This window comes from Streptomyces sp. NPDC058662 (genome assembly GCF_042716255.1).
Lineage (GTDB): Bacteria > Actinomycetota > Actinomycetes > Streptomycetales > Streptomycetaceae > Streptomyces.
Window position 1 is genome coordinate 12,027 of record NZ_JBHXRU010000015.1, and the last position, 22,177, is coordinate 34,203.

The 22,177-nt window shown below is 72.8% G+C and carries 19 protein-coding genes and 1 pseudogene; 14 read left to right on the top strand and 6 right to left on the bottom strand.

What is annotated here, in order from left to right; genetic code table 11:
• Positions 1–21 precede the first annotated feature (21 nt).
• Entirely contained in the window at positions 22–675 is a 654-nt protein-coding gene (gene leuE / locus ACFWUQ_RS08425; RefSeq protein WP_384534647.1) for a leucine efflux protein LeuE, read from the top strand.
• Here the strand turns inward: leuE and ACFWUQ_RS08430 are convergent.
• Together ACFWUQ_RS08430 and ACFWUQ_RS08435 are read right to left on the bottom strand one after the other, a co-directional pair.
• Entirely contained in the window at positions 668–2,089 is a 1,422-nt protein-coding gene (locus ACFWUQ_RS08430; protein ID WP_384534650.1) for a polysialyltransferase family glycosyltransferase, read from the bottom strand. The genes leuE and ACFWUQ_RS08430 overlap by 8 nt on opposite strands.
• Positions 2,089–3,099 carry a glycosyltransferase family 2 protein gene (locus ACFWUQ_RS08435; protein ID WP_384534653.1) on the bottom strand — a complete coding sequence of 337 codons (1,011 nt, stop codon included), beginning with the start codon at positions 3,097–3,099 and terminating at the stop codon, positions 2,089–2,091. Before ACFWUQ_RS08435 ends, ACFWUQ_RS08430 begins: the two co-directional genes overlap by 1 nt.
• A gap of 176 nt (positions 3,100–3,275) precedes the next feature.
• Here ACFWUQ_RS08435 and ACFWUQ_RS08440 point away from each other — a divergent pair, with 176 nt between their 5' ends.
• The 12 genes and pseudogenes from ACFWUQ_RS08440 (at position 3,276) to ACFWUQ_RS08495 (ending at position 16,847) form a co-directional block, all read left to right on the top strand.
• Positions 3,276–4,643 carry a DUF6716 putative glycosyltransferase gene (locus ACFWUQ_RS08440; RefSeq protein WP_384534656.1) on the top strand — a complete coding sequence of 456 codons (1,368 nt, stop codon included), beginning with the start codon at positions 3,276–3,278 and terminating at the stop codon, positions 4,641–4,643.
• A 2-nt stretch (positions 4,644–4,645) separates the two neighbouring features.
• Positions 4,646–5,359 (top strand): annotated as a pseudogene (locus ACFWUQ_RS08445) (cytidylyltransferase domain-containing protein); the annotation flags it as partial.
• 161 nt (positions 5,360–5,520) lie between these two features.
• Complete coding sequence (locus ACFWUQ_RS08450; RefSeq protein ID WP_384534659.1) at positions 5,521–6,435, top strand: N-acetylneuraminate synthase family protein; 915 nt, start codon at positions 5,521–5,523, stop codon at positions 6,433–6,435.
• A 49-nt stretch (positions 6,436–6,484) separates the two neighbouring features.
• On the top strand, positions 6,485–7,657 hold the full coding sequence (locus tag ACFWUQ_RS08455) for a hypothetical protein (RefSeq protein WP_384534661.1): 1,173 nt from the start codon (positions 6,485–6,487) through the stop codon (positions 7,655–7,657).
• A 137-nt stretch (positions 7,658–7,794) separates the two neighbouring features.
• Positions 7,795–9,039, top strand: a complete 1,245-nt coding sequence (locus ACFWUQ_RS08460) for an amidohydrolase (RefSeq protein WP_384534822.1) — start codon at positions 7,795–7,797, stop codon at positions 9,037–9,039.
• A 229-nt stretch (positions 9,040–9,268) separates the two neighbouring features.
• Positions 9,269–10,315, top strand: a complete 1,047-nt coding sequence (locus tag ACFWUQ_RS08465) for a BMP family protein (protein WP_384534663.1) — start codon at positions 9,269–9,271, stop codon at positions 10,313–10,315.
• A gap of 283 nt (positions 10,316–10,598) precedes the next feature.
• Positions 10,599–12,167 (top strand): ABC transporter ATP-binding protein, encoded by a 1,569-nt coding sequence (locus tag ACFWUQ_RS08470; RefSeq protein WP_384534824.1) that lies wholly within the window; start codon positions 10,599–10,601, stop codon positions 12,165–12,167.
• A complete protein-coding gene (locus ACFWUQ_RS08475; protein ID WP_384534666.1) occupies positions 12,164–13,279 on the top strand; it encodes an ABC transporter permease in 1,116 nt (371 codons plus the stop codon). The genes ACFWUQ_RS08470 and ACFWUQ_RS08475 overlap by 4 nt, the downstream gene beginning before the upstream one ends.
• Positions 13,276–14,541 carry an ABC transporter permease gene (locus ACFWUQ_RS08480; RefSeq protein WP_384534667.1) on the top strand — a complete coding sequence of 422 codons (1,266 nt, stop codon included), beginning with the start codon at positions 13,276–13,278 and terminating at the stop codon, positions 14,539–14,541. The genes ACFWUQ_RS08475 and ACFWUQ_RS08480 overlap by 4 nt, the downstream gene beginning before the upstream one ends.
• Complete coding sequence (locus tag ACFWUQ_RS08485; RefSeq protein WP_384534670.1) at positions 14,538–14,945, top strand: cytidine deaminase; 408 nt, start codon at positions 14,538–14,540, stop codon at positions 14,943–14,945. Before ACFWUQ_RS08480 ends, ACFWUQ_RS08485 begins: the two co-directional genes overlap by 4 nt.
• A 119-nt stretch (positions 14,946–15,064) precedes the next feature.
• A complete protein-coding gene (locus tag ACFWUQ_RS08490) occupies positions 15,065–16,342 on the top strand; it encodes a thymidine phosphorylase (RefSeq protein WP_384534673.1) in 1,278 nt (425 codons plus the stop codon).
• A 166-nt stretch (positions 16,343–16,508) separates the two neighbouring features.
• Positions 16,509–16,847, top strand: a complete 339-nt coding sequence (locus ACFWUQ_RS08495; protein WP_384534676.1) for an STAS domain-containing protein — start codon at positions 16,509–16,511, stop codon at positions 16,845–16,847.
• On the opposite strand, the gene ACFWUQ_RS08500 is transcribed toward ACFWUQ_RS08495, so the two are convergent.
• From ACFWUQ_RS08500 to ACFWUQ_RS08510, 3 genes are all read right to left on the bottom strand, one after another.
• Complete coding sequence (locus ACFWUQ_RS08500) at positions 16,761–17,741, bottom strand: sigma-70 family RNA polymerase sigma factor (protein ID WP_384534678.1); 981 nt, start codon at positions 17,739–17,741, stop codon at positions 16,761–16,763. The two genes, ACFWUQ_RS08495 and ACFWUQ_RS08500, sit on opposite strands and share 87 nt — an antisense overlap.
• 74 nt (positions 17,742–17,815) lie before the next feature.
• Positions 17,816–18,466: a L,D-transpeptidase family protein gene (locus tag ACFWUQ_RS08505; protein ID WP_384534826.1), complete on the bottom strand. Its 651-nt coding sequence runs from the start codon at positions 18,464–18,466 to the stop codon at positions 17,816–17,818.
• A 143-nt stretch (positions 18,467–18,609) separates the two neighbouring features.
• Positions 18,610–19,902: an MFS transporter gene (locus tag ACFWUQ_RS08510; protein ID WP_384534681.1), complete on the bottom strand. Its 1,293-nt coding sequence runs from the start codon at positions 19,900–19,902 to the stop codon at positions 18,610–18,612.
• Positions 19,903–20,000: 98 nt separating this feature from the next.
• Between ACFWUQ_RS08510 and ACFWUQ_RS08515 the strand changes: the two genes are divergently transcribed.
• Positions 20,001–20,939 (top strand): LysR family transcriptional regulator, encoded by a 939-nt coding sequence (locus ACFWUQ_RS08515; RefSeq protein WP_384534683.1) that lies wholly within the window; start codon positions 20,001–20,003, stop codon positions 20,937–20,939.
• Between the two features lie 25 nt (positions 20,940–20,964).
• On the opposite strand, the gene ACFWUQ_RS08520 is transcribed toward ACFWUQ_RS08515, so the two are convergent.
• Positions 20,965–22,050 carry a LuxR C-terminal-related transcriptional regulator gene (locus tag ACFWUQ_RS08520; RefSeq protein ID WP_384534685.1) on the bottom strand — a complete coding sequence of 362 codons (1,086 nt, stop codon included), beginning with the start codon at positions 22,048–22,050 and terminating at the stop codon, positions 20,965–20,967.
• Between the last annotated feature and the right edge of the window lie 127 nt (positions 22,051–22,177).

The following is a 22,177-nucleotide window of genomic DNA, read 5'->3' on the forward strand; positions in this document are numbered from 1 at the left end:
CCCCATGGGACACTCCTGCCCATGCTGGGTGTGACCGATCTTCCGACGTATCTCGCCGGCCTGGTGCTGATCATTCTTCTGCCGGGCCCGAACTCCCTCTACGTGCTGTCCGTCGCCGCCCGCCGCGGGGTGAAGGAGGGCTACAAGGCCGCCTCCGGAGTCTTCACGGGGGACGCGGTCCTGATGGTGCTGACCGCCCTGGGCGCCGGCGCGCTGCTCCAGGCGAGCCCGCTGCTGTTCACCGTGGTGAAATTCCTCGGCGCCGGGTACCTGGCCTGGCTGGCCGTGGGGATGATCCGGGCCGCGTGGGCGATGTGGCGCGACCGCACGGCACGGCGCGAGGAACTGCTGGCCGGTGAGGAGCCGGCCGGCGGCGGCCCCGAGCGGCCCTACCGGCGGGCGCTGGTGGTGAGCCTGTGCAACCCGAAGGCGATCCTGTTCCTGCTGTCCTTCTTCGTGCAGTTCGTCGACCCGGGATACGCGTACCCGGCGCTGTCCTTCCTGCTGCTGGGGGCGCTCACCCAGCTGGCCAGCTTCCTCTACCTGTCGACGCTGATCTTCACCGGCACCCGGCTGTCCGCCGCCTTCCGCCGCCGCAAGCGGCTGTCCGCCGGGGCCACCTCGGCGGCGGGCGTGCTCTTCCTGGGCTTCGCGGCCAAGCTCGCCGTCAGCTGAGGACCCGGCGCACCCGCCGCGCCACCCGGCGCACCGCGCGGTTGCGGGGCAGGAACGCCAGCGTGGCCGGTACGCCACCCGGCAGGCCCAGCGCGGTCAGCCGGCGGCGGGTGAAGTACCGCCGGGTGCGCGGGCCGAGACGACGCGCCAGGTAGGCCTCGGCCTCCGCCCGGCGCGCCGCCAGGATCCGCGGCTGCATGGTGAACCCGACCGCCGTGAGCAGCTCGGCCGTCTCCGCGCGGACGGTCGCGGGCGCGGGCGCCGTCCAGGAGCGGACGGCGTCGGCGTCCGCCAGGTCGGGGAGCAGCGCGTCCACCAGCGCCAGCGGCACCCGGTTGCTGTTCGGGTACGGGGTCAGGGCGGCCAGGACCGCGTCCGTGCCGGTCCGGGCCACCGGGAGCCCGTACAGGGTGGCGGCGGTCAGCAGGCCCGTGGAGAAGCAGCCGACGACCAGCGCCGGACGCAACCGCTGGTAGAGGGTCTCGGCCAGCACCGGGGCGGCCGCCACCGTCAGCCGGGCCCCGAGCCGCGCGGCCTCCTCCAGCGCCGGGCGCCAGTACGCGGCCGGGGCGCTGGGGTGCGGCTTGAAGACCAGCTCCCGGTGACCGAGGGCGTAGGCGCCCCGGACCATGGCCACGTGCAGCTCCTCCTCCTGGGCCGGGGTCATCAGGTCCAGCGCGGACAGGTACTGGCCGAGGAGGAGCGCGGGCGGCCCCTGCGCCGGGAGCGCCGGGGCGGGCAGCTCCTGCGCCGCGGCCGCCCCCGGGAGCGACGGCGTCCCGAGGACCTCCGCCGGGGCCGCGTCCGTGAGTTCGGCGAGGACCTTGAGGAAGGACTCCGCCGGCACCGGCTGCGCCCGCACCCCGAACTCCGTCAGCAGCAGCGGCTCCAGGCCCGGCACCAGGTCGAGGTGGAGCACCCGCCGCAGCCGCATGCCGAGCTGCGGGTCGAGGCGGAAGCGGGTGGGCCCGTAGCTCATCAGCCCGTCGGCGTAGACGTCGACGGCCGCGCCCGGGAAGATCCGGCACAGGGACTGCGCGGGCGGGACCTGGAGGGACTCCACGACCAGCTCGACCCGCTCCTCGCCCAGGCCCCACAGGGCGCGCAGCTGCCGCTCCCACAGCGGGACGTCCTCCGCGCGCGGGGCCCAGGTGCTCGGGTGCTGCGGCTCGACGACCCGGTTCCAGTCGAGCACCTCGTCGAAGCGGCCGCGCAGCACGTCGAAGCCCGGCAGCTCCGCGAGGCCCGGGGTGACCTCGGCGGTGACGGCGTGGTTGCTGGTGAGCAGGATCCGCCGGCCGGCGGGCGGGAAGCTGCCCGCGTCGATGCCGGCGGCCAGCGTGGCGGCGCCGTAGAGGGTGGAGGCCAGGAAGATCTGGGTCGGCGCGGCGGGCGGGGCGGGCTGGGACGGCATCACGCGTTCGCCCCCGACGGGGTGCGCCGGAAGGGTACGGGGGCCGAGGCGGCGCGGCGGCCGCCGCGCAGCCTGCGCAGCACCGCGGAGCGTTCGGCGTCCATCGAGTCCAGGACCTGGTCGAGCACGGTCCGGGGCATGCGCCCGAGCGCGGCCGCGCTCATCGAACGGAGTTTCTTCGCCACGGCCGGTTCGAACCTCTCGATGGAGCCGAAATGGTGCGCGATAATCGCGCAATATGTTCGAACCGCTTTCGGGATCAGGAGATCGTATTCCCGGTCGGCGGTCAGGTCCGACAGGACCTGGTCGAAGGCACGGATGAAATCGAGCTGCCGTTCGTCCCCGATCTGCGTCAGCGAGGTGGGGACGCCCCGCCGGTAGAAGACCCCGGGCGACCCGACCGCGGCGAACGACCGCGCCTCGCGGTGCAGCCGCCAGATCCAGGGCCGGTCCTCCGCCGTCCTGAGCCCGTCGGTGAAGTGCAGCACCCCCCGGTCCAGCAGCCGCCGGTGGTACATGCCGGCCCACGCGTACGGGTAGTCCACGGAGCTGGTCCGGTCGACGGGCAGGATCGCCCCGCGCGGGTCGGCCACGACCGACTCGGGGCCGTACGGCACGCGCCGCACACTGCGCGAGCGCCCGGTGCAGCGGACATGGTCGGTCCGGACGAAATCGCAGCCCAGGGCCTCGATGGCGGCCAGCGTCCGGGCCAGGTGGCCGGGGGCCAGCCAGTCGTCGCCGTCCAGGAAGGCCAGGTACTCGCCCCGGGCCGCGTCCAGGCCGGTGTTCCGCGCCGAGGCCAGCCCGCCGTTGCGCCCGCGTCCGAGGTGCACCGCGCCGGGGATCTCCCGGGCCGCGCGCTCCAGCAGGTCGGGCGTCCCGTCCGTCGAGCAGTCGTCGACGAGCAGGAACTCGAAATCGTCCCGGGCGTTGAGTTCGAGACTTCGCAGGGCATCCGGTGCGTATGTCTGCACGTTGTAGAACGGCACGACAACAGAGAGCTTGGGCACCCGCGAGACGATAGGCCGCCGTTCGGCATTCACTGTGGCCCGGACGCGGATTCCATGTGAACGGCGCGGGGCGGGCCAGTTAACCGGCACGGTTTCGCGCGCAGTCGACAGGTTGTTAACCCGCTGTTGCGCAGTCGTTGGGCCGAGCACCGGAATTGCGGAATAGCTTCTGCCGCGTGTCAGAACGCAAACGCGTCGCCGTACTCGCCGATTCCGATACGCGATGGAAATGGGGCGCGCTCACCGCCCGCCGTCTCGTGCCCGACCACCGGCTCACCGGCCACCTGCTGCGCGGCAGGGCCACGCCCACCGCGCGCCAGCTCGGTGAGGTGGGCGTCCGGGCCGACCGGCTGACCGAGGTGACCTGCGCGCAGTTCCTCGCCGAGATCGAACGCGAGCGCTTCGACGTCGTGGTCCTCGCCCTCGTCGGCGGAGCCGTGCAGGCCGTCCTGCACGGCGCCCGCGCCCTGTGGCCCGACCCGGCGCGGCGCCCCGTGTTCGTCACCGGCTACGTCGGCGTCGTCTACGAGAAGCTCGCCGACGGACTGCTGCTGCGGCACGGGGCCGACCTCGTCCTCGCCAACTCGCGCCACGACGCGCAGCGCTTCCGCGCCGTGTACGAGGGCGTCGGCGCGGACGCCTCGGCCGTCACCGAGACCGCGCTGCCCTTCCTGGGCGGGGCCCGGTACGACGAGGAGGCGGCCGAGGGCCGGGCGCGCACGGTGGTCTTCGCCGTGCAGCCCTCGGTCCCCGAGAGCCGCGCGGACCGCGTGTACCTCCTCGAACGGGCCGCCGGCCACGCCCGCAGGCACCCCGACCGGGAGGTACTGATCAAGCTGCGCAGCCGCCCCGGGGAGCACACCACGCACCTGGAGGAGCAGCCGTACCAGCGGCTCGCGCAGCGCCTACCCGGCGGCCTGCCGACCAACTGCCGCCTGGTCTACGGGAACATGGGGGAGGTGCTGGACGGCACGGACCTGCTGGTCACCGTCTCCTCCACCGCCGCCCTGGAATCCCTGCACCGGGGCATCCCCACGGCCGTCCTCACCGACCTCGGCATCCGCGAGGCCCTCGGCAACCACCACTTCCTCGGCTCCGGCTGCCTCACCTCCTGGGACCGCCTCGACGCCGGGGAGCTGCCCCGGGGCGACCCCGAGTGGCTGGCGGCGCAGGGCGTGCTGCCGCTCCCGGCCGAGCCCGGGGCGGCCGCCGCGGAGGACTCCCGCGCCGGCGCGGCCCCGGCGGGCGACGACGCCTACGCCGCCGCCCGCGCACGGCTCGCCGGACTCATGGCGGCCGCCCGGCTGCCCCCGCCCGCGCCGTACTACACGCCGGCCACCGCCCCCGGCTACCTCCCCGGCATCCTGGCCCGCCACCACCTGGCACCCGACGGCACCCCGCTGCCCGGCGCCGCCCGCACGACGCAGGGCACGTCCCGGCTGCGGCGCCGGCTGCGCGCCCACCTGCGCGACGCGGCCCGGGGCGCCTACCGGCACGGCGTGCAGCGCGTCGCACCGGTGATCCGCCGGATGGGGGAGCTGTGAGGGTGCTCGCGGTGATCCCGGCGCGCGGCGGCTCCAAGGGCGTCCCGGGCAAGAACCTCGCCGAGGTCGCGGGCGTCCCGCTGGTGGCCCGCGCCGTACGGGCCGCGCTGGCCGCCCCGACCGTCACCGACGTGGTCGTCTCCACCGACTCCGCGGCCGTCGCCGCCGCCGCGCGCGCCGCGGGGGCCGACGTCATCGCCCGCCCCGCCGCGATCTCCGGCGACACGGCGAGCAGCGAGGCGGCCCTGCTGCACGCGCTGGGGGCCTTCGAGGAACTGCACTCCCTCACCGTGGACGTGGTCCTCCTCATCCAGTGCACCAGCCCCTTCGTCACCGCCTCGGACGTGGAGTCCGTGGCCGTCGCGGTCGCCTCCGGCGCGGCCGACTCCGCGCTGACCGCCGCCCCGTTCCACGGCTTCCTCTGGCGGGAGGGGCCCGACGGGGAGGGGACCGGGGTCAACCACGAGACGACGTACCGGCCCCGCAGGCAGGACCGCCCGCGGGACCTGCTGGAGACCGGCGCCGCCTACGCCATGGACGCCGCGGGCTTCCGCGCCGCCCGGCACCGGTTCTTCGGCCGCGTCCTGCCCGTCCCCACCGACCCCGCCCGGGTCCTGGAGGTCGACGACCCGCACGACCTGGCCCGCGCCCGGCTGCTGGCGCCCCTCCTCGACCCCGTCCCCACCGCCCCCGCCGACCGGCCCGGGCCCGTACCCCCCGTACCCGCGAGCCGACCCGAGCCCGCGCACCCCGCCGTACCCGCGCACACCGCGCACGCCGCGGCACCCCCGCACCCCGCCGGACGCGCGCACCCCTTCGCCACGAGCGCTCCGCGCCCCCCGCACGACCCGACCCGAACCGAAGGACGCCACCAGCCATGACCACCACCCCCCACGCCGCGAACCGCCTCCGCGCCTTCGGGACGCGCGCCGCCGGCCCCGGCCGTCCCGTCTACGTCGTCGGCGAGATCGGCATCAACCACAACGGCGACCTCGGCACCGCCCTCGCCCTGGTCGACGCCGCCGCCGAGGCCGGCTGCGACGCCGTGAAGTTCCAGAAGCGGACCCCCGAGATCTGCACCCCGCGCGACCAGTGGGACATCGAGCGCGACACCCCCTGGGGGCGGATGACCTACATCGACTACCGCCACCGGGTGGAGTTCGGCGAGGAGGAGTACCGCGCCATCGACGCGCACTGCGCCAAGCGCGGCATCGACTGGTTCGCCTCCCCGTGGGACACCGAGGCCGTCGCCTTCCTGGAGAAGTTCGACGTGCCCGCCCACAAGGTGGCCTCCGCCTCCCTGACCGACGACGAGCTGCTGCGCGCCCTGCGCGCCACCGGCCGCACCGTCGTCCTGTCGACCGGCATGTCCACCCCGCGCCAGATCCGGCACGCCGTCGAGGTCCTGGGCAGCGACAACATCCTGCTCTGCCACGCCACCTCGACGTACCCGGCCAAGGCCGAGGAGCTCAACCTGCGGGTCATCGGCACCCTCCAGGAGGAGTACCCCAACGTCCCGATCGGCTACTCCGGCCACGAGACGGGCCTGCAGACCACCCTCGCGGCCGTCGCCCTCGGCGCCGCCTTCGTCGAGCGGCACATCACCCTCGACCGCGCGATGTGGGGTTCCGACCAGGCCGCCTCGGTCGAGCCCGGCGGCCTCGCCCGGCTGGTCCGCGACATCCGCACCATCGAGACCGCTCTCGGCGACGGCGTCAAGCGCGTCTACGACTCCGAGCTGGGCCCCATGAGGAAGCTCCGCCGCTTCCAGGGCGACCTGGCAGCCGTCTGACCTCCGGTCCGGCCGCGTACGAGTTCCGCTTCCAGACGAGGAGTACGTCGTGACCCGTCCCGTCCCCGCCCTGGCGTTCGTCGAGAGTCCGGTCCAGCTCCTGAACGTCCTGGAGTGGGCCCACGGCCACGCCGGTCCCGCGGCCGCCCGGCCGCCGCTCCTCGACGGCATCCCGGGCCAGGGCGGCCGCTGCGCCGCCCACGCGCACGCAGCGGGGGCCGAGCCCGAGGCGCCGGGCCTGCGGATCGTGGTGCTGCCCCCGACCGACCCGATGTCCCGGGGCCAGCTGCGCCGGATGGCGGGGCTGGCCCGGGACGAGGGGCACCAGGTCCAGTGGCAGGAGGCGCGGGGCGGCGGGCTCGCCCCGCTGAAGGCGCTCGCCGCGCTGGCCCGCGATGTGCGGGCGGCGCGCACGGTCGTCGTCGGTGACCCCTTCTCGCGCTATGTCCAGCTCCTGCTCACCCTGGTCCGGGCCGAGGAGCTCGTCGTGGTCGACGACGGGACGGCCACGATGGAGTTCATCACCCAGACCGCCCGCGGCGAGCGCCTCGTACGGTGGCACCGGGTCGGCGGCGGCGGACTGCCCGGCCGGGTCCGCGAACTGGCCTACGCACCCGTGTCCGCCGCGGCGCGGCGCCGGTTCCGGCCCGCGGGGGCCACCGGGCGCGGGGCCCGGCGGGTGGAGGTGTTCACCTCGATGCCCGTCACGGCCCACAGCGGTATGACCCTGCGGGTCAACGACTTCTCCTGGACCCGCGCCCGGTTCGGCCCGCCGCGCCTGACGCGCGGCGCCGACCTGGTCGGCACCTCGCTCGTCGAGACCGGGGTGGTGGAGCCGGACCGCTACCTGGAGGCGGTGCGCGCCCTCGCCGAGGAGCACGGCGCCACCCGCTACTTCGCGCACCGGCGGGAGTCCCCGGAGAAGCTGCGCGCGCTGAGCGAGGCCACCGGGCTGGAGATCGTCCGACCGGACCTCCCGCTCGAACTGATCGCCCGGCGTGGACCGGTCGGTCGTACGATCATCAGCTTTCCGTCCACGGTCGTCCACACGCTGCCGTACGCGCTGAGCGGTACCGGCGTCACCGTGGCCGTATGCGATGTGGACCCCGGATGGCTCACCGGCTCGGCCTCCCCGCGCGCCCGGGGCTTCCTCGCCGGGGTCACCGAGACGGCCCGTGATGTGCGCAGACTCCCCGCCCGGGCGGCCTCCTCGGCCGGATGAGCGCGCGAGTTTACCCCCGGCCCCGACCGCTCATGCGTCCAGAGGTCGGGTTTCTTTCCCCTAACGGCATGAACTTTTGGTGATCTCCAGCCACTTGGCCGGTGGGTACGCCTACCCTTCAACGGGTGAACCAGTTGATGTCCCGCGAGTCCCAGACCGCCCAGCCCGCCGCGTCCGACCGGTCCGAGCTGCCCGGCAAGCTTCCGGACCACCTGCGTGCCGAACTGATCGCCTTCCGCCGGGACCTGCACATGCACCCCGAGCTCGGGAACCAGGAATTCCGCACCACGGCGGCGATCAAGGCCCGCCTGGAGACGGCCGGCCTGCGACCACGGGTGCTGAAGTCCGGAACGGGCCTGGTCTGCGACGTGGGCACCTGGGACGGCGTGCGGCCGATGCTGGCCCTGCGCGCGGACATCGACGCCCTGCCCATCCCGGACGCCAAGACGCACGTCGCCTACCGCTCCACCTTCCCCGACCGCGCCCACGCCTGCGGCCACGACGTGCACACCGCCGTCGTGCTCGGCGCCGGCCTGGTCCTCGCGGACCTGGACCGCCAGGGGCTTTTGCCCCAGCCCGTCCGCCTGCTGTTCCAGCCCGCCGAGGAGGTGCTGCCCGGCGGCGCCACCGAGGCCGTCGAGTCCGGCGTGCTGGACGGTGTGGGAAAAATCATCGCCGTGCACTGCGACCCCCGCGTCGACGTCGGCCGGGTCGGACTGCGGGCCGGCCCGATCACCTCGGCCTGCGACCGCCTGGAAGTCAGCCTCTCCGGCCCCGGCGGGCACACCGCCCGGCCGCACCTGACCACCGACCTGGTCACGGCCGCCGCCCGGGTGGCCATCGACGTGCCGGCCGTCCTCGCCCGCCGGATGGACGCCCGCTCGGGCATGGTCATCACCTGGGGCCGGATCGAGACCGGGCACGCCTGCAACGTCATCCCGATGCACGCCGAACTGTCCGGAACCGTGCGCTGCCTGGACCTGAACGCCTGGCACGAGGCCCCGGACATGATCCACGCGGCCATCGACGAGATCGCGACGGTGCACGGGGCCAAGTTCGAGATCAACCACGTGCGCGGGGTGCCGCCGGTCGTCAACGACCCGGTCGTCACCGAGCTGCTGCGCGAGGCGATGGGCGTCCGCTGCGGGACCGACTCGGTGGAGGACACCGAGCAGAGCCTGGGCGGGGAGGACTTCTCCTGGTACCTGGAGCACGTCCCGGGCGCCATGGCCCGCCTGGGGGTCCGTACCCCCGGCGACACCGCCAAGCGCGACCTGCACCGCGGCGACTTCGACGTGGACGAGAGCGCGATCGGCGTCGGCGTCGAGTTCTTCACGGCCGCCGCACTCCTCGACGGACGGCGCGCCAGGCCCGCGCGGTAACGCGCGGCGGGAATCCGCCGCGATGCCGGAGCGGCTCCGGGCGAAGGTGTCCAGCCCTTGATACACAAGGGCTGGAGACCTGAGGAGTTACCGATCGGTCACTGTCCGGTTCGCGACGATCCGATAACGACTCCTGAACGGGCTCTTAACTGACATCTACGCGCGTTACGATCGCCGCGAAACCAGCGCCGGTCGTGGCGCTTCGGTCAGGTTTTGAAGGAGCCTCCCCTTGCGCCGGATCACCAGGATCGCCACCGTGGGCCTCGCGTCCGCGGCGCTGGCCCTCTCGGCCACCGCCTGTGGCGGAAAGCAGTCGTCGGACACTTCCGATTCCAAGGAAGCCACCGCCGCCATCGCGTACGACATCGGTGGCCGCGGCGACCAGTCGTTCAACGATGCCGCCTACGCCGGCCTGAGCAAGGCCGAGACGGAGCTCAAGGTCAAGGGCGCCGAGGCGGAGCCCACCGACGGCGAGGGCGAGGCCGACAAGGTCCAGCGCCTCACCGAGCTCGCCCGCAAGGGCAACAACCCGGTCATCGGCGTCGGCTTCGCCTACGCCCCGGCCATCGCCAAGGTCGCGCCGAAGTTCCCGAACACCACGTTCGGCCTCATCGACGACCTCTCGGTGACCGACAAGAACGTCGCGAACCTGGTGTTCAACGAGGAGCAGGTCTCCTACCTGGCCGGCGTCGCCGCCGCCAAGGCCACCAAGTCCGGCACGGTCGGCTTCATCGGCGGCGTCGAGACCCCGCTGATCAAGAAGTTCGAGGCGGGCTTCGCCCAGGGTGTCCAGGACACCAACCCGAGCGCCAAGGTACTCACCCAGTACCTGACCCAGCCGCCGGACTACACCGGTTTCGCCAAGGTCGACCTCGGCAAGGCCGCCGCCCAGGGCCAGCTGGCCAAGGGCGCGGACGTGGTCTACGCCGCCGCCGGCGGTGCCGGTGCCGGCGCCATCGAGGCTGCCGCGACCGCGGGCAAGTGGGCCATCGGTGTCGACTCCGACCAGTACAACCAGGCCGGTCTCGCCAAGTTCAAGGACAAGATCCTGACCTCGGCCACCAAGGACGTCGCCGACTCGGTCTTCAACCTGATTAAGTCGGTCCAGGACGGCAAGCCGCAGACCGGTGAGGTCCGCTACGGCCTGGACACCGACGGCGTCGAGCTGGTCGACACCAACCCGGCGTACAAGAACATGCCGGAGGTCGTCGCGGCGGTGGAGAAGGCCAAGGCCGACATCATCGCCAAGAAGATCACCGTCAAGACCGCCCCGTAGGGCAGTGCCTGACGCGTAGTCGTGGTTTCCGGGGTTCGGGAAGCGGTCTCCGCCGCTCCCGGGCCCCGAGCCACGTTGTACGACCGCCCAGTTCTGACCCGTCGGCCTGTATGGCCGCAAGTTTTCACTTCCGACAGTGCTACGCGCGTAGAGGCATCGTGGACGCGATACCGTCCTCCTCCCGCCCACCCGCCCGGCCGATCACTGTTCCTCCTGCCTTCCGCTCCTTCCGCGCCAAGGAGAGTGCGTCATCAACGCGTCCAGCCCGCCCCTCGCCGTAGAACTGCACGGCATCACCAAGCGCTTCCCCGGCGTCGTCGCCAACAAGGACATCGCGATCAGTGTCCGCAAGGGCACCGTCCATGCCTTGATCGGCGAGAACGGCGCCGGCAAGTCGACCCTGATGAAGATCCTCTACGGCATGCAGAAGCCGGACGAGGGCACCATCGCCATCGACGGGGAGCAGGTCTCCTTCCACAGCCCCGGCGACGCCATTGCCCGCGGCATCGGCATGGTGCACCAGCACTTCATGCTCGCCGACAACCTCACCGTCCTGGAGAACGTCGTTCTCGGCGGCGAGAAGATCCACGGCATCGGCGCCAAGGCCCGCAAGAAGATCCAGGAGATCTCGGACGCGTACGGCCTCGGCGTGCGTCCCGACGCCCTCGTGGAGGACCTCGGAGTCGCCGACCGGCAGCGCGTGGAGATCCTCAAGGTCCTCTACCGGGGCGCGAAGATCCTCATCCTCGACGAGCCGACCGCCGTGCTCGTGCCGCAGGAGGTGGACGCGCTCTTCGACAACCTGCGCGAGCTCAAGGCCGAGGGCCTGACCGTCATCTTCATCTCGCACAAGCTGGGCGAGGTGCTGAAGGTCGCGGACGACATCACCGTCATCCGCCGGGGCACGACGGTCGGCACCGCCGACCCGAAAAGCGCCACGACCAAGCAGCTCGCCGAGCTGATGGTCGGCTCCGAACTCCCGTCGCCCGAGACCCGCGAGTCCACGGTGACCACCACCCCGATGCTCAAGGTCTCCGACCTGCGCCTGGCCGCCACCGACCCGGACGGCGTCGTCCGCGAGGTGCTGGCCGGCATCGACTTCACCATCCACAAGGGTGAGGTGCTCGGCATCGCCGGCGTCGAGGGCAACGGCCAGACCGAGCTCATCGAAGCCCTCATGGGCATGAGCATCCCGGACGGCGGCACCATCACGCTGGACGGCACGGACATCTCCACCGCGCCCACGCGCAAGCGCCGGGAGGGGGGCATCGGGTACATCCCCGAGGACCGCCACCGCCACGGCCTGCTGCTGGAGTCCCCGCTGTGGGAGAACCGCATCCTCGGCCACGTCACCGAGGCCCCCAACTCCAAGCGCGGCATCCTCGACCCGAGGGCCGCCCGCAAGGACACCGAGCGGATCGTGCGCGAGTACGACGTCCGCACGCCCGGCATCGAGGTCACCGCGGCCTCGCTCTCCGGCGGCAACCAGCAGAAGCTGATCGTCGGCCGCGAGATGAGCCACAACCCCAAGTTCCTCATCGCCGCCCACCCCACCCGCGGTGTGGACGTCGGCGCGCAGTCGCAGATCTGGGACGCGATCCGCGACGCCCGCCGCGAGGGCCTGGCCGTGCTCCTGATCTCGGCCGACCTCGACGAGCTGATCGGCCTGTCCGACACCCTGCGCGTCATCTACCGCGGCCGCCTGGTGGCGGACGCCGACCCCGCGACCGTCACCCCCGAGGACCTCGGCACCGCCATGACGGGCGCCGCCTCCGGGCACCTGGAAGCATCCGACAACCACTCCGCCGGGACCGACGCGGTCACCGATTCGCCGGAGGACGAGGCCCGATGAAGACATTCGACAAGGACCGGCTGCTGCTCGGCATCGCCGGCCCCGTGCTCGCGCTGGTCAGCGCGTTCGCACTCACCATGGTCGTGCTCGCGGCCACGGGTGTGAACCCGATCGAGCCGATGCGCATCATGGTGGAGAACGCCGGCTACGAGGACGTCCAGGTCCTCATCGTGAACCAGACCGGCACGTACTACCTGGCAGCCCTGGCCGTGGCCATCGGCTTCCGGATGAACCTCTTCAACATCGGTGTCGACGGCCAGTACCGCCTCGCGGCGATGCTCTCCGCGGTGGTCGGCGCGGCCGTCACGCTCCCGGGCCCGCTGCACATCCTGCTGATCGTGTTCGTCGCGATGCTGGTCGGTGCGTTCTGGGCCGGTATCGCCGGTGTGCTGAAGGCCAAGCGCGGCGTCAGCGAGGTCGTCTCCACGATCATGCTGAACGCGATCGCGACCAGCCTGATCGCCTGGATGATCCTGCCGAAGAACCTCGGCGTCCAGCCGGCCGGCTCCAACACCCTGACCACCGGCGACATCGCCGATTCCGGCTGGTTCCCCGCGCTGGCGCTGGGTGACGGCCTGGAGGTCTACGGCTTCACCTTCGTCTCGCTGGCGCTCGGCGTCGTCTACTGGTTCGTCCTCAACCGCACCCGCTTCGGCTTCGACCTGCGCGCCACCGGTGCCAGCGAGTCCGCCGCGCAGGCCTCCGGTGTGGACGCCAAGAAGATGATCATCACCTCGATGCTCATCTCCGGCGCGGTCGCCGGCCTCGCGGGCATGCCCGTCCTGCTGGGCGAGAGCCACACGTACAGCCTGTCCTTCCCGGTCGGCGTCGGCTTCACCGGCATCACCATCGCGCTGCTCGGCCGCAACAGCCCGGTCGGCATCCTCCTCGCCGCGTTCCTGATGGCCTTCATCGACAAGGCCTCCGCCTCGCTCGACACCGAGGGGTACGCGAAGGAGATCGGCACGATCATGAAGGGCCTGATCGTGATCGCGGTCGTCGTCTCGTACGAACTCGTCCGCCGCTACGGGATCCGCCGCCAGCAGCAGAAGGTCGGCGAGGAACTCGCCGCCGGCGGCGCCATCAAGACCGACAAGGAGGTCGCGGCGTGAGCACCAGCACCGTTTCCGCGACGGCCGCCGCACCGAAGAAGTCCGGTGGCCGCAAGAAGCTCACCCTGCCCTGGATCATGCTGATCATCGCGGGCGGCCTCGCGCTGGTCTCGCTGGTCCGCGTGATCAGCGGGGCCGACGACCTGACCTCGGTCGGCCAGGTCTCCGGTGCCCTCTCGCTCGCCGTGCCGATCGGCCTCGCCGGTCTCGGCGGTCTGTGGTCGGAGCGCGCCGGCGTCGTCAACATCGGCCTCGAAGGCATGATGATCCTCGGCACCTGGTTCGGTGCCTGGGCGGGCTACCAGTGGGGTCCGTGGACCGGCGTCCTCGTCGGCATCGCCGGCGCCGCAGTCGGCGGCCTGCTGCACGCGATCATCACGATCACCTTCAACGTCAACCACATCGTCTCCGGTGTGGCCATCAACATCCTGGCCCTGGGCTTCACCCAGTACCTGTCGAACTTCACGTTCGCCGAGGCGCCGGGCGGCTCCTCCAAGCAGTCCCCGCAGGTCGAGCCGATCTACAAGATCACCGTCCCGGGCCTGTCGGACTGGATGACCGACCTCCAGGGCAAGCACTGGTTCTTCGTCTCCGACCTCGCCGGAGTCATCGGCGGCCTGGTCACCGAGCTGTCCCTGCTGACCGTCGTGGCCCTGCTGCTGATCCCGGGCACCTGGTGGGTCCTGTGGCGCACGACCTTCGGTCTGCGGCTGCGCTCCTGCGGCGAGAACCCGGTCGCCGCCGAGTCCCTCGGCGTCAACGTCTACAAGTACAAGTACATCGCCGTGATCGTCTCGGGCGCCCTCGCCGGCCTCGGCGGCGTGTTCCTGTCGATCGTCGCCAGCCCGATCTACCAGGAGGGCCAGACCGGCGGCCGCGGCTACATCGGCCTCGCCGCGATGATCTTCGGCAACTGGATGCCCGGCGGCATGGCGCTCGGCGCGGGCCTGTTCGGCTTCATCGACAGCCTCAAGCTGCGCGGCGGCGCCGAGAACGTCCACGCGATGCTGCTGCTGATCGCCATCCTGCTGGTGCTCGCCGCCGGCTGGCAGATCTACAAGAAGAAGTACGTCCAGGCGGGCATCGCCGGCCTCCTCGCCGCCCTGCTGTTCGTCTGGTACGCCATGACCGACCAGGTACCGAGCCAGTTCGTCGACGCGGCCCCGTACGTGACGACGCTGCTGGTGCTCGCGCTGTCGGCGCAGCGCCTGCGGATGCCCAAGGCGGACGGCCTGCCGTACCGCAAGGGGCAGGGCAAGTGACGAGCCCGGCTCCGGCTCCGGCCGTCGACTGGGAGGCCCTGCGGGTGGCGGCCCGGGACGCGATGTCCCGCGCGTACGCGCCGTACTCGGGCTTCCCGGTCGGGGTCGCCGCCCTCGTGGACGACGGCCGCGTCGTGACCGGCTGCAACGTCGAGAACGCGAGCTACGGGCTGGGCCTGTGCGCCGAGTGCGGGCTGGTCTCCGCGCTGCAGGCCACCGGCGGCGGCCGCCTCACCCACTTCACGTGCGTGGACGGCAAGGGCGAGAGCCTGGTCCCGTGCGGCCGCTGCCGCCAGCTGCTGTACGAGTTCGGCGGCCCGGAGCTGCTGGTGGAGACGCCGGAGGGCATCCTCCCGCTGAGCGCGATGCTGCCGCAGGCCTTCGGGCCCGGCCACCTGAGATAGCCGTGCCGACGGCCCTCCGCCCCCCGTCCGGGGCGGAGGGCCGTCGTCCTTCCCCTGCTCCCTGTGACACCCCCCTCCCCAACCCCCCTCTCTCTATGCGCGTAGAAGGAAGTCACCTCATGGACGTCATCTCCGTCATCCGGACCAAGCGGGACCGCGGTGAGCTGAGCCCCGAGCAGATCGACTGGGTCATCGACGCGTACACGCGCGGTGTCGTCGCCGACGAGCAGATGTCGGCGCTGGCGATGGCCATCCTGCTGAACGGGATGAACCGGACCGAGATCGCCCGCTGGACCGCCGCGATGATCGCCTCGGGCGAGCGCATGAACTTCGACTCCCTCTCCCGGCCGACCGCCGACAAGCACTCCACCGGCGGCGTCGGCGACAAGATCACCCTCCCGCTGGCCCCGCTCGTCGCCGCCTGCGGCGCGGCCGTGCCGCAGCTCTCCGGCCGCGGGCTCGGCCACACCGGCGGCACCCTGGACAAGCTGGAGTCCATCCCCGGCTGGCGCGCGCTGCTCTCCAACGAGGAGATGCTGCACGTCCTGGACACCACCGGCGCGGTCATCTGCGCGGCGGGCGACGGCCTGGCCCCCGCGGACAAGAAGCTCTACGCCCTGCGCGATGTGACCGGCACCGTCGAGGCCATCCCGCTGATCGCCTCCTCGATCATGTCGAAGAAGATCGCCGAGGGTACGGGCTCCCTCGTGCTGGACGTGAAGGTCGGCAGCGGCGCCTTCATGAAGAACATCGAGGACGCCCGCGAGCTCGCGCGCACGATGGTGGGCCTCGGCACCGACTCGGGCGTCAAGACCGTCGCCCTGCTGACGGACATGTCCACGCCGCTGGGCCTGACGGCCGGAAACGCGCTGGAGGTCCGCGAGTCGGTCGAGGTCCTCGCGGGCGGCGGCCCCGCCGACGTGGTCGAGCTGACGATCGCCCTGGCCAGGGAGATGCTGGACGCGGCGGGCATCAAGGACGCCGACCCCGCCAAGGCGCTGGCCGACGGCTCCGCGATGGACCACTGGCGGCGGATGATCGCCGCCCAGGGCGGCGACCCGGACGCGGCGCTCCCCGTGGCCCGCGAGCAGCACGTGGTGACGGCCCCGGCCTCGGGCGTCCTGACCCGCCTCGACGCGTACGCGGTGGGCGTCGGCGCCTGGCGCCTGGGCGCCGGCCGCGCCCGCAAGGAGGACCCGGTGCAGGCCGGCGCGGGCATCGAACTGCACGCCAAGCCGGGCGACACGGTGACCGCGGGCCAGCCGCTGCTGACCCTGCACACCGACACCCCGGAGAAGTTCGCCTACGCGCTGGCCTCGCTGGAGGGCTCGTACGACATCTCCCCGGCCGGCACCCCGTTCACCGCCGCGCCGATCGTGCTCGACCGCATCGCCTGACCTGCACCCACTCGTGCGACTGAACGGGACCGGTGGACGCCCACCGGTCCCGTTCGCCATGCTGGGACCGGTGGCCTCCGGCTGCCCCCGCCCGTAGCGGAGGGCATCCCACCGATGAGTTCGGGCCCGCACCGCGGTCCACCCCCGCATGACGGTCACACAGGAGATGACTCTGCCGGGACCCGCGCTGCGGGCGGAAGACGTGCCCGCCCTCTGCCAGGCGCTCGCGGACCGCTATCGGCGCGGAGCGGACGAGGTCGTGTGCGACCTCGGCATGCTGACCCGGCCCGGACTGTCCACCGTCGACGCCCTCGCGCGCATGGCGCTGACCTCCCGCCGCCACGGCGGCCGACTCCGGCTGACCCGGACCCCGCCGACCTTGGCGGCGCTGCTGGAGCAGACGGGCCTCGGCGCTGTCCTACGGGAGCTCCTCGGGCAGTCCGAAGAGGGGGAACCACCGGGCGGTGTCCAGGAAGGCGTTGAGCCCGACGATCCGGCCCTCTGAGATCTCCAGCACCTGGAGCGCCCACGGGGTGTGGCCGGGCCGGCCGTCCTCCCGAGGCCGGTACTGGCCGAAGGCCGGCAGGCCGTTCGCCGTCGTCGGGACCAGCCGGGAGCCCTTGCAGCCGATGCCCTGGTTCAGGTGCCAGGCCGCGATGTCCTCGTGCCCCCGCAGCCACAGGTCGTACGGCGGCATCGACAGCACCGCGTCCTCGTGCAGCAGCGTGGTGAGCCGGGTGATGTCGTAGGCCTCGAAGGCGGAGAGGTACTGCTCCAGCAGCCGGGCCTGGTCCGCGTCCAGCGGGTCCGCCGGGTCGCTCTCGCGCAGCCCCTGGCCGGCCATCGTGGCCCGCGCCCGCTGGAGCGCGCTGTTGACCGAGGCCACCGTCGTGTCCAGGAGCCGTGCGACCTCGTCGGCCTTCCACGCCAGCACCTCGCGCAGGATCAGCACGGCCCGCTGCTTCGCGGGCAGGTGCTGGAGGGCCGCGACGAAGGCCAGCCGGACGGACTCCCTGGCCAGCGCCATCTCCGCCGGGTCGGCGGTCTGCGGCAGCACCCGGGCGTCCGGGACCGGCTCCAGCCAGGTCACCTCCGGCCGCTCGCTGAGCACGGCGGAGCCCTGGTGCTGCGGCGCCGTGAGGTCCATCGGGCGGGCCCGGCGCTTCCCCGCCTTCAACAGGTCCAGGCAGACGTTGGTCGCGATCCTGTACAGCCACGAGCGCAGCGAGGAACGGCCCTCGAACCTGTCGTAGCTGCGCCAGGCCCGGATGTACGTGTCCTGCACCGCGTCCTCGGCGTCGAAGGACGAGCCGAGCATGCGGTAGCAGTAGCCGGTCAGTTCGACGCGGTACCGGTCCATCGCCGCGTCGAGTTCGGCGCCGGTCGCGAGGTCTGTCATGTCCGCCGATCCCCCTGGTAGAACCCGATGTCCCGGACGCTACCGGAGGGCACCGACAGCCGCAGCCGCAAGCGTCACGTACCGGGTTTGCGCCCGTACACGTACACGTCCTCGCCCGTGCCCAGCAGCTTCCAGTAGGCCTTGGCGTCCGCGGGCCGCATGTTCACGCAGCCGCCCGAACCGGGCGGGTTCCACATGCTCCGGCCGGTGGCGTGGAAGGCGATCCCGCCGTCGAAGAACTGCGCGTGGGGCATCCGCACGCCGTACAGCGTCGACCAGTGGTCGACGCTGCGGTGGTAGATCTTCTTCCCGCCGGTCCGCGTCCGCGTGCCGGCCTTCCCGGTGCGCACCGGGACCGGGCCGAACACCAGGACGGCGCCGTCCTGGATCCAGCTGAGCTGGCGGGTCAGGTCGACGCAGGCGATCCGGCCCCGGTCCACCGGGCAGTGCCCGGCCCGGTCGGGCCGGCTGCCGGCGGCCCGCTGCGCCAGCATCGTGCTCATCGTCCGCCAGGTCAGCGGCCCGGCGTACCCCTGCGCCGGAGTGATCCCGTGGGCGGCCTGGAAGGACCGCGTGGCCCGGCAGTCGGCAGCCGACTGCCTCCCGTCCACGGGCCGCCCCAGGAAAAGCTCCACCTGCCGCTGGTGGGGCCCCGCCGTGAGATTGCAGGAGGCGGCCCGCGCCGTCCCGCCCCCCGCCACCACCACCGGTACGGCCAGAGCCATCGCCCCGGCCCACACCACCGCTGCCCGCCATCCGGCGCGCACGCGTGTCGCCCCCATCCGTTCCTCCCCTGCTCGCACTGTGCTCCTGGGGATCAATGCCCGGAAAACACCCGCGACTTGCACGAGGGGAAGCGTAGATTCCGTCAGCGCGCGGCAGCCGCCGGAGCCATCGTCCGCCGCTCCGCGCGGGCCGCGTGCGACCCGTAGAGGGTGATCGACACGACGCCGAGCACGGCCAGCAGCGCGATGCCCACCGTCGCCGCCCAGCCGGCGCTGTGGTAGGCCAGTGCACCCAAAGTGCCGCCGGCGCTGGAGCCCAGGTAGTACGCGGACTGGTAGAGCGCCGACGCCTGAGCCCGGCCGGTGCGCGCCGTCCGGCTCACCGCGGCCGAGGCCACCGCGTGCCCCGCGAAGAAGCCCGCCGTGATCAGGACCAGCCCCGCCACGATCGCCGCCGGCGACTGCGACAGCGACAGCAGCAGCCCCAGCGCGGTGGTGGTGACGGCCAGGTACAGCGCGCCGCGCCGCCCCGCGCGCTCCACCAGCCGGCCGGCGGCCGCCGAGGAGGCCGTGCCGACCAGGTACACCAGGAACACCGAGCCCACCACGCCCTGGCCGAGGGAGAACTCGTCCACCAGCCGGTAGCCGATGACGGTGTACACCGCTCCGAAGACCGTCATGAACAGCGCGCCGATCCCGTACAGCCGCACCAGCAGCGGATCGCGCAGGTGGCCGGCGACGGTACGGCCCACCGCGCGCGGGTCCAGCGAAGCGGGCCGGAAGAAGCGGGCCCGGGGCAGCAGCACGAGGAAGGCCGCCGCGCAGGCCAGGGCCAGCACCGCGACCGAGGCCAGACCGACCCGCCAGCCGCCCAGCTGAGCCGCCCAGCCGCCGACGACACGGCCGCTCATGCCGCCGATGGAGTTGCCCGCCACGAACAGGCCGATCGCGCCGACCAGGGCTTTGGGCCGGACCTCCTCGGCGAGGTACGCCATCGCCGAGGCCGGGATCCCGGCGATCGCCGCGCCCTGGACGGCGCGCAGCGCGATCAGCCACTCCACGTTCGGCGCGAACGGCGCCAGCAGGCCCACGCCCACGGCCAGCACCATCGACCAGGTCATCATCCGGGTCCGCCCGAACCGCTCGGACAGGGCGCTCAGCGGCAGGACGCACAGCGCGAGCGCGCCCGTCGCCGCGGACACCGTCCAACTGGCCTGACCCGCCGTCACGCCCAGGCCCTCGGAGATCGCGGGCAGCAGCGCCTGGGTCGAGTAGAGGAGGGCGAAGGTCGCCAGTCCGGCGGCGAAGAGCGCGAGGCTCATCCGGCGGTAGCCGGGCCGGCCCGGGGAGAGGGGCTCGGCGGCGGATCGCGGCGGCGGGGACGACGGGGTGGAGGCACCCGTGACGACGGGTGCCCCGGTATGAGCGGGAGGCATACGGAAACCCTAGGACCGGGTTTTTGATGCGTCCAATGCACAGAATCGCGATAATCGATCCACTCACGCATCAGCACAGCTCAGAACGGTGTATGTCGATGAACCGTTACGAAGAAGACATGGCGGTGACACGTCTGCTGGCTCCGCGCCTCGCCTACTTCGCGGCCGTGGCCCGGCACGAGCACGTCACACGCGCCGCCCACGAGCTGGGCGTTCCGCAGTCCACCCTGTCCCGGGCCATGGTGCGCCTCGAACAGGACCTCGGTGTCACGCTGTTCGCGCGCAAGGGCCGCACCGTCGCCCTCACCACGGCCGGCCGCACCTTCCTGGCCTCCGCCGAACAGGCCCTCGACGGGATCGCCCGCGCCGCCGAATCCGTCCAGCAGGACGCCGACCCGGCCTTCGGCAAGGTCGCCTTCGGCTTCCTGCACACCCTCGGCCCCGAGACCGTGCCCGGCCTCATCCGCGCCTTCCGCGCCGACCACCCCCGGGTGCGCTTCTCCCTCGTCCAGAACTACGGCGAGGCCATGCTGGAGCGGCTGCGCACCGGCGAGCTCGACCTCTGCCTCACCTCGCCGCTCCCCGACGCCCCCGACCTCGTCGCCCGCCGCCTCGACGAACAGCGGCTGCGCCTGGTCGTCCCCGACGACCACCGCCTGGCCGCCCGCAAGCGCGTCCGCCTCGCCGAGGCCGCCGAGGAGGTCTTCGTCACCCTCGAACCCGGCTACGGCCTGCGCCGCATCACCGACGACCTGTGCGCGGAGGCCGGCTTCACCCCCCGGGTCGCCTTCGAGGGCGAGGAGGCCGAGACCCTGCGCGGCCTGGTCGCCGCCGGTCTCGGGGTGGCCCTCCTGCCGCCCCCGGCCGTTCCGCGCCCCGGTGTCGTGGAGCTGACGGTCACCGCCCCGCGCGCGGTGCGCGAGATCGGCCTGGCCTGGCTGGACGGCCACCCCGACACCCCGCCCGTGGCGGAGTTCAAGCGCTTCCTGCTCTCCCGCCGGGGGCGCCTGATCCCGCCCAGCCCCGCCGACGCCTGAGGTGCCGCTCCGGCGGCGGCCGGGCTCAGCCCGTACGGTCCTGGCCGGGCTCCCGCCCCTGCCCCTGCTCCTGCCCCTGCCCTTGCTCCTGACCCGGTCCCGGCCGCGGCTCGGGTCGAGCCGGTAACGCCGCGGGCCGCAGCAAGTACCCCGCCTGGAAGCGGGACTTGGCACCGACCGCCCGCATGATCTCCGCGATGTGCCGCTGGCAGGTCCGCTCCGACATCCCGAGCCGCCGCGCGATCACCTTGTCCTCCAGCCCCTCCGACAGCAGTCGGACGATCGTCTGCCGCAGCTCGTCCGAGATCGAGCGGGCCGCGTCCGGGCTCACCGTCGCCGGGAACGGCTCCGCCCCCAGCCAGGACCGCTCGAACGCCGCCGTCATGAAGTGCACGACGTTCGGCTCGCGGACCACGAGCGCCGCGCCGCTGCGGCCGGGCACCGCCATCAGCCCGGTGTGGTCGTCGAAGACCAGCATCCGCATCAGCCCGTCGCCCAGCGTCCGGACCTGCGCGCCCCTCGCCGTCACCCGCTCGACGTACGCCGCCGTCGGCCGGGAGTAGCGCGCCGTGTGCTGGTAGATCGTCCGCATCCGGACCCCGCGCTCCAGCAGCGACTCGTCCCGCCCGATGGACTCCTCCAGCGTCTCCAGCGGCCGGCCCCCGCCCGGCTGCGAGGTCAGCAGCTCCCGCTCGCAGGCCGCGACCAGCTCGGCGATCAGCCCCCGTACCGCACCGAGGTCCGTGACCAGCTCCAGGTGTCCCGCGTCGCCCGGGTCCCGGCGGGCGGTCCCGGCCTCGTACGCCGGGACCAGCGCCTCCAACCGCCCCCGCAGCCGGTCCATCTCGTCGTGCGTCTCCCGTACGAGCAGCGCCAGCGGCGCCAGCGCCCGGGCCGCCGCGGCCCTGGGCGCGACGGCGCTCCACCGGTCCGGCCCACCGCCGGGGGCGCGCTGGAGCAGGTGGGCGGCGGCCAGCTCGGTGATCGCGGCGGCCGCGCGCACGCCCAGGGCCGCGGTGGCCTCCGCCGCGTCGAAGGAGTGCCGCTCGACCGCGTACGCGTACAGGCGCCGGCCCGCAGGACTCAGCTCTCCGGCCTCTTCAGCTGGCATATGCATATTCGTCCCGGCTTGTATCCGTTTGTAAACCCCTCGGGTTCCCGCAAGGCGACAAGACGATGCCTGTCCCGAGGCTTTCGGCATATGCCGACGCGGCACAGTGACAGCACGGCGTGAGGGG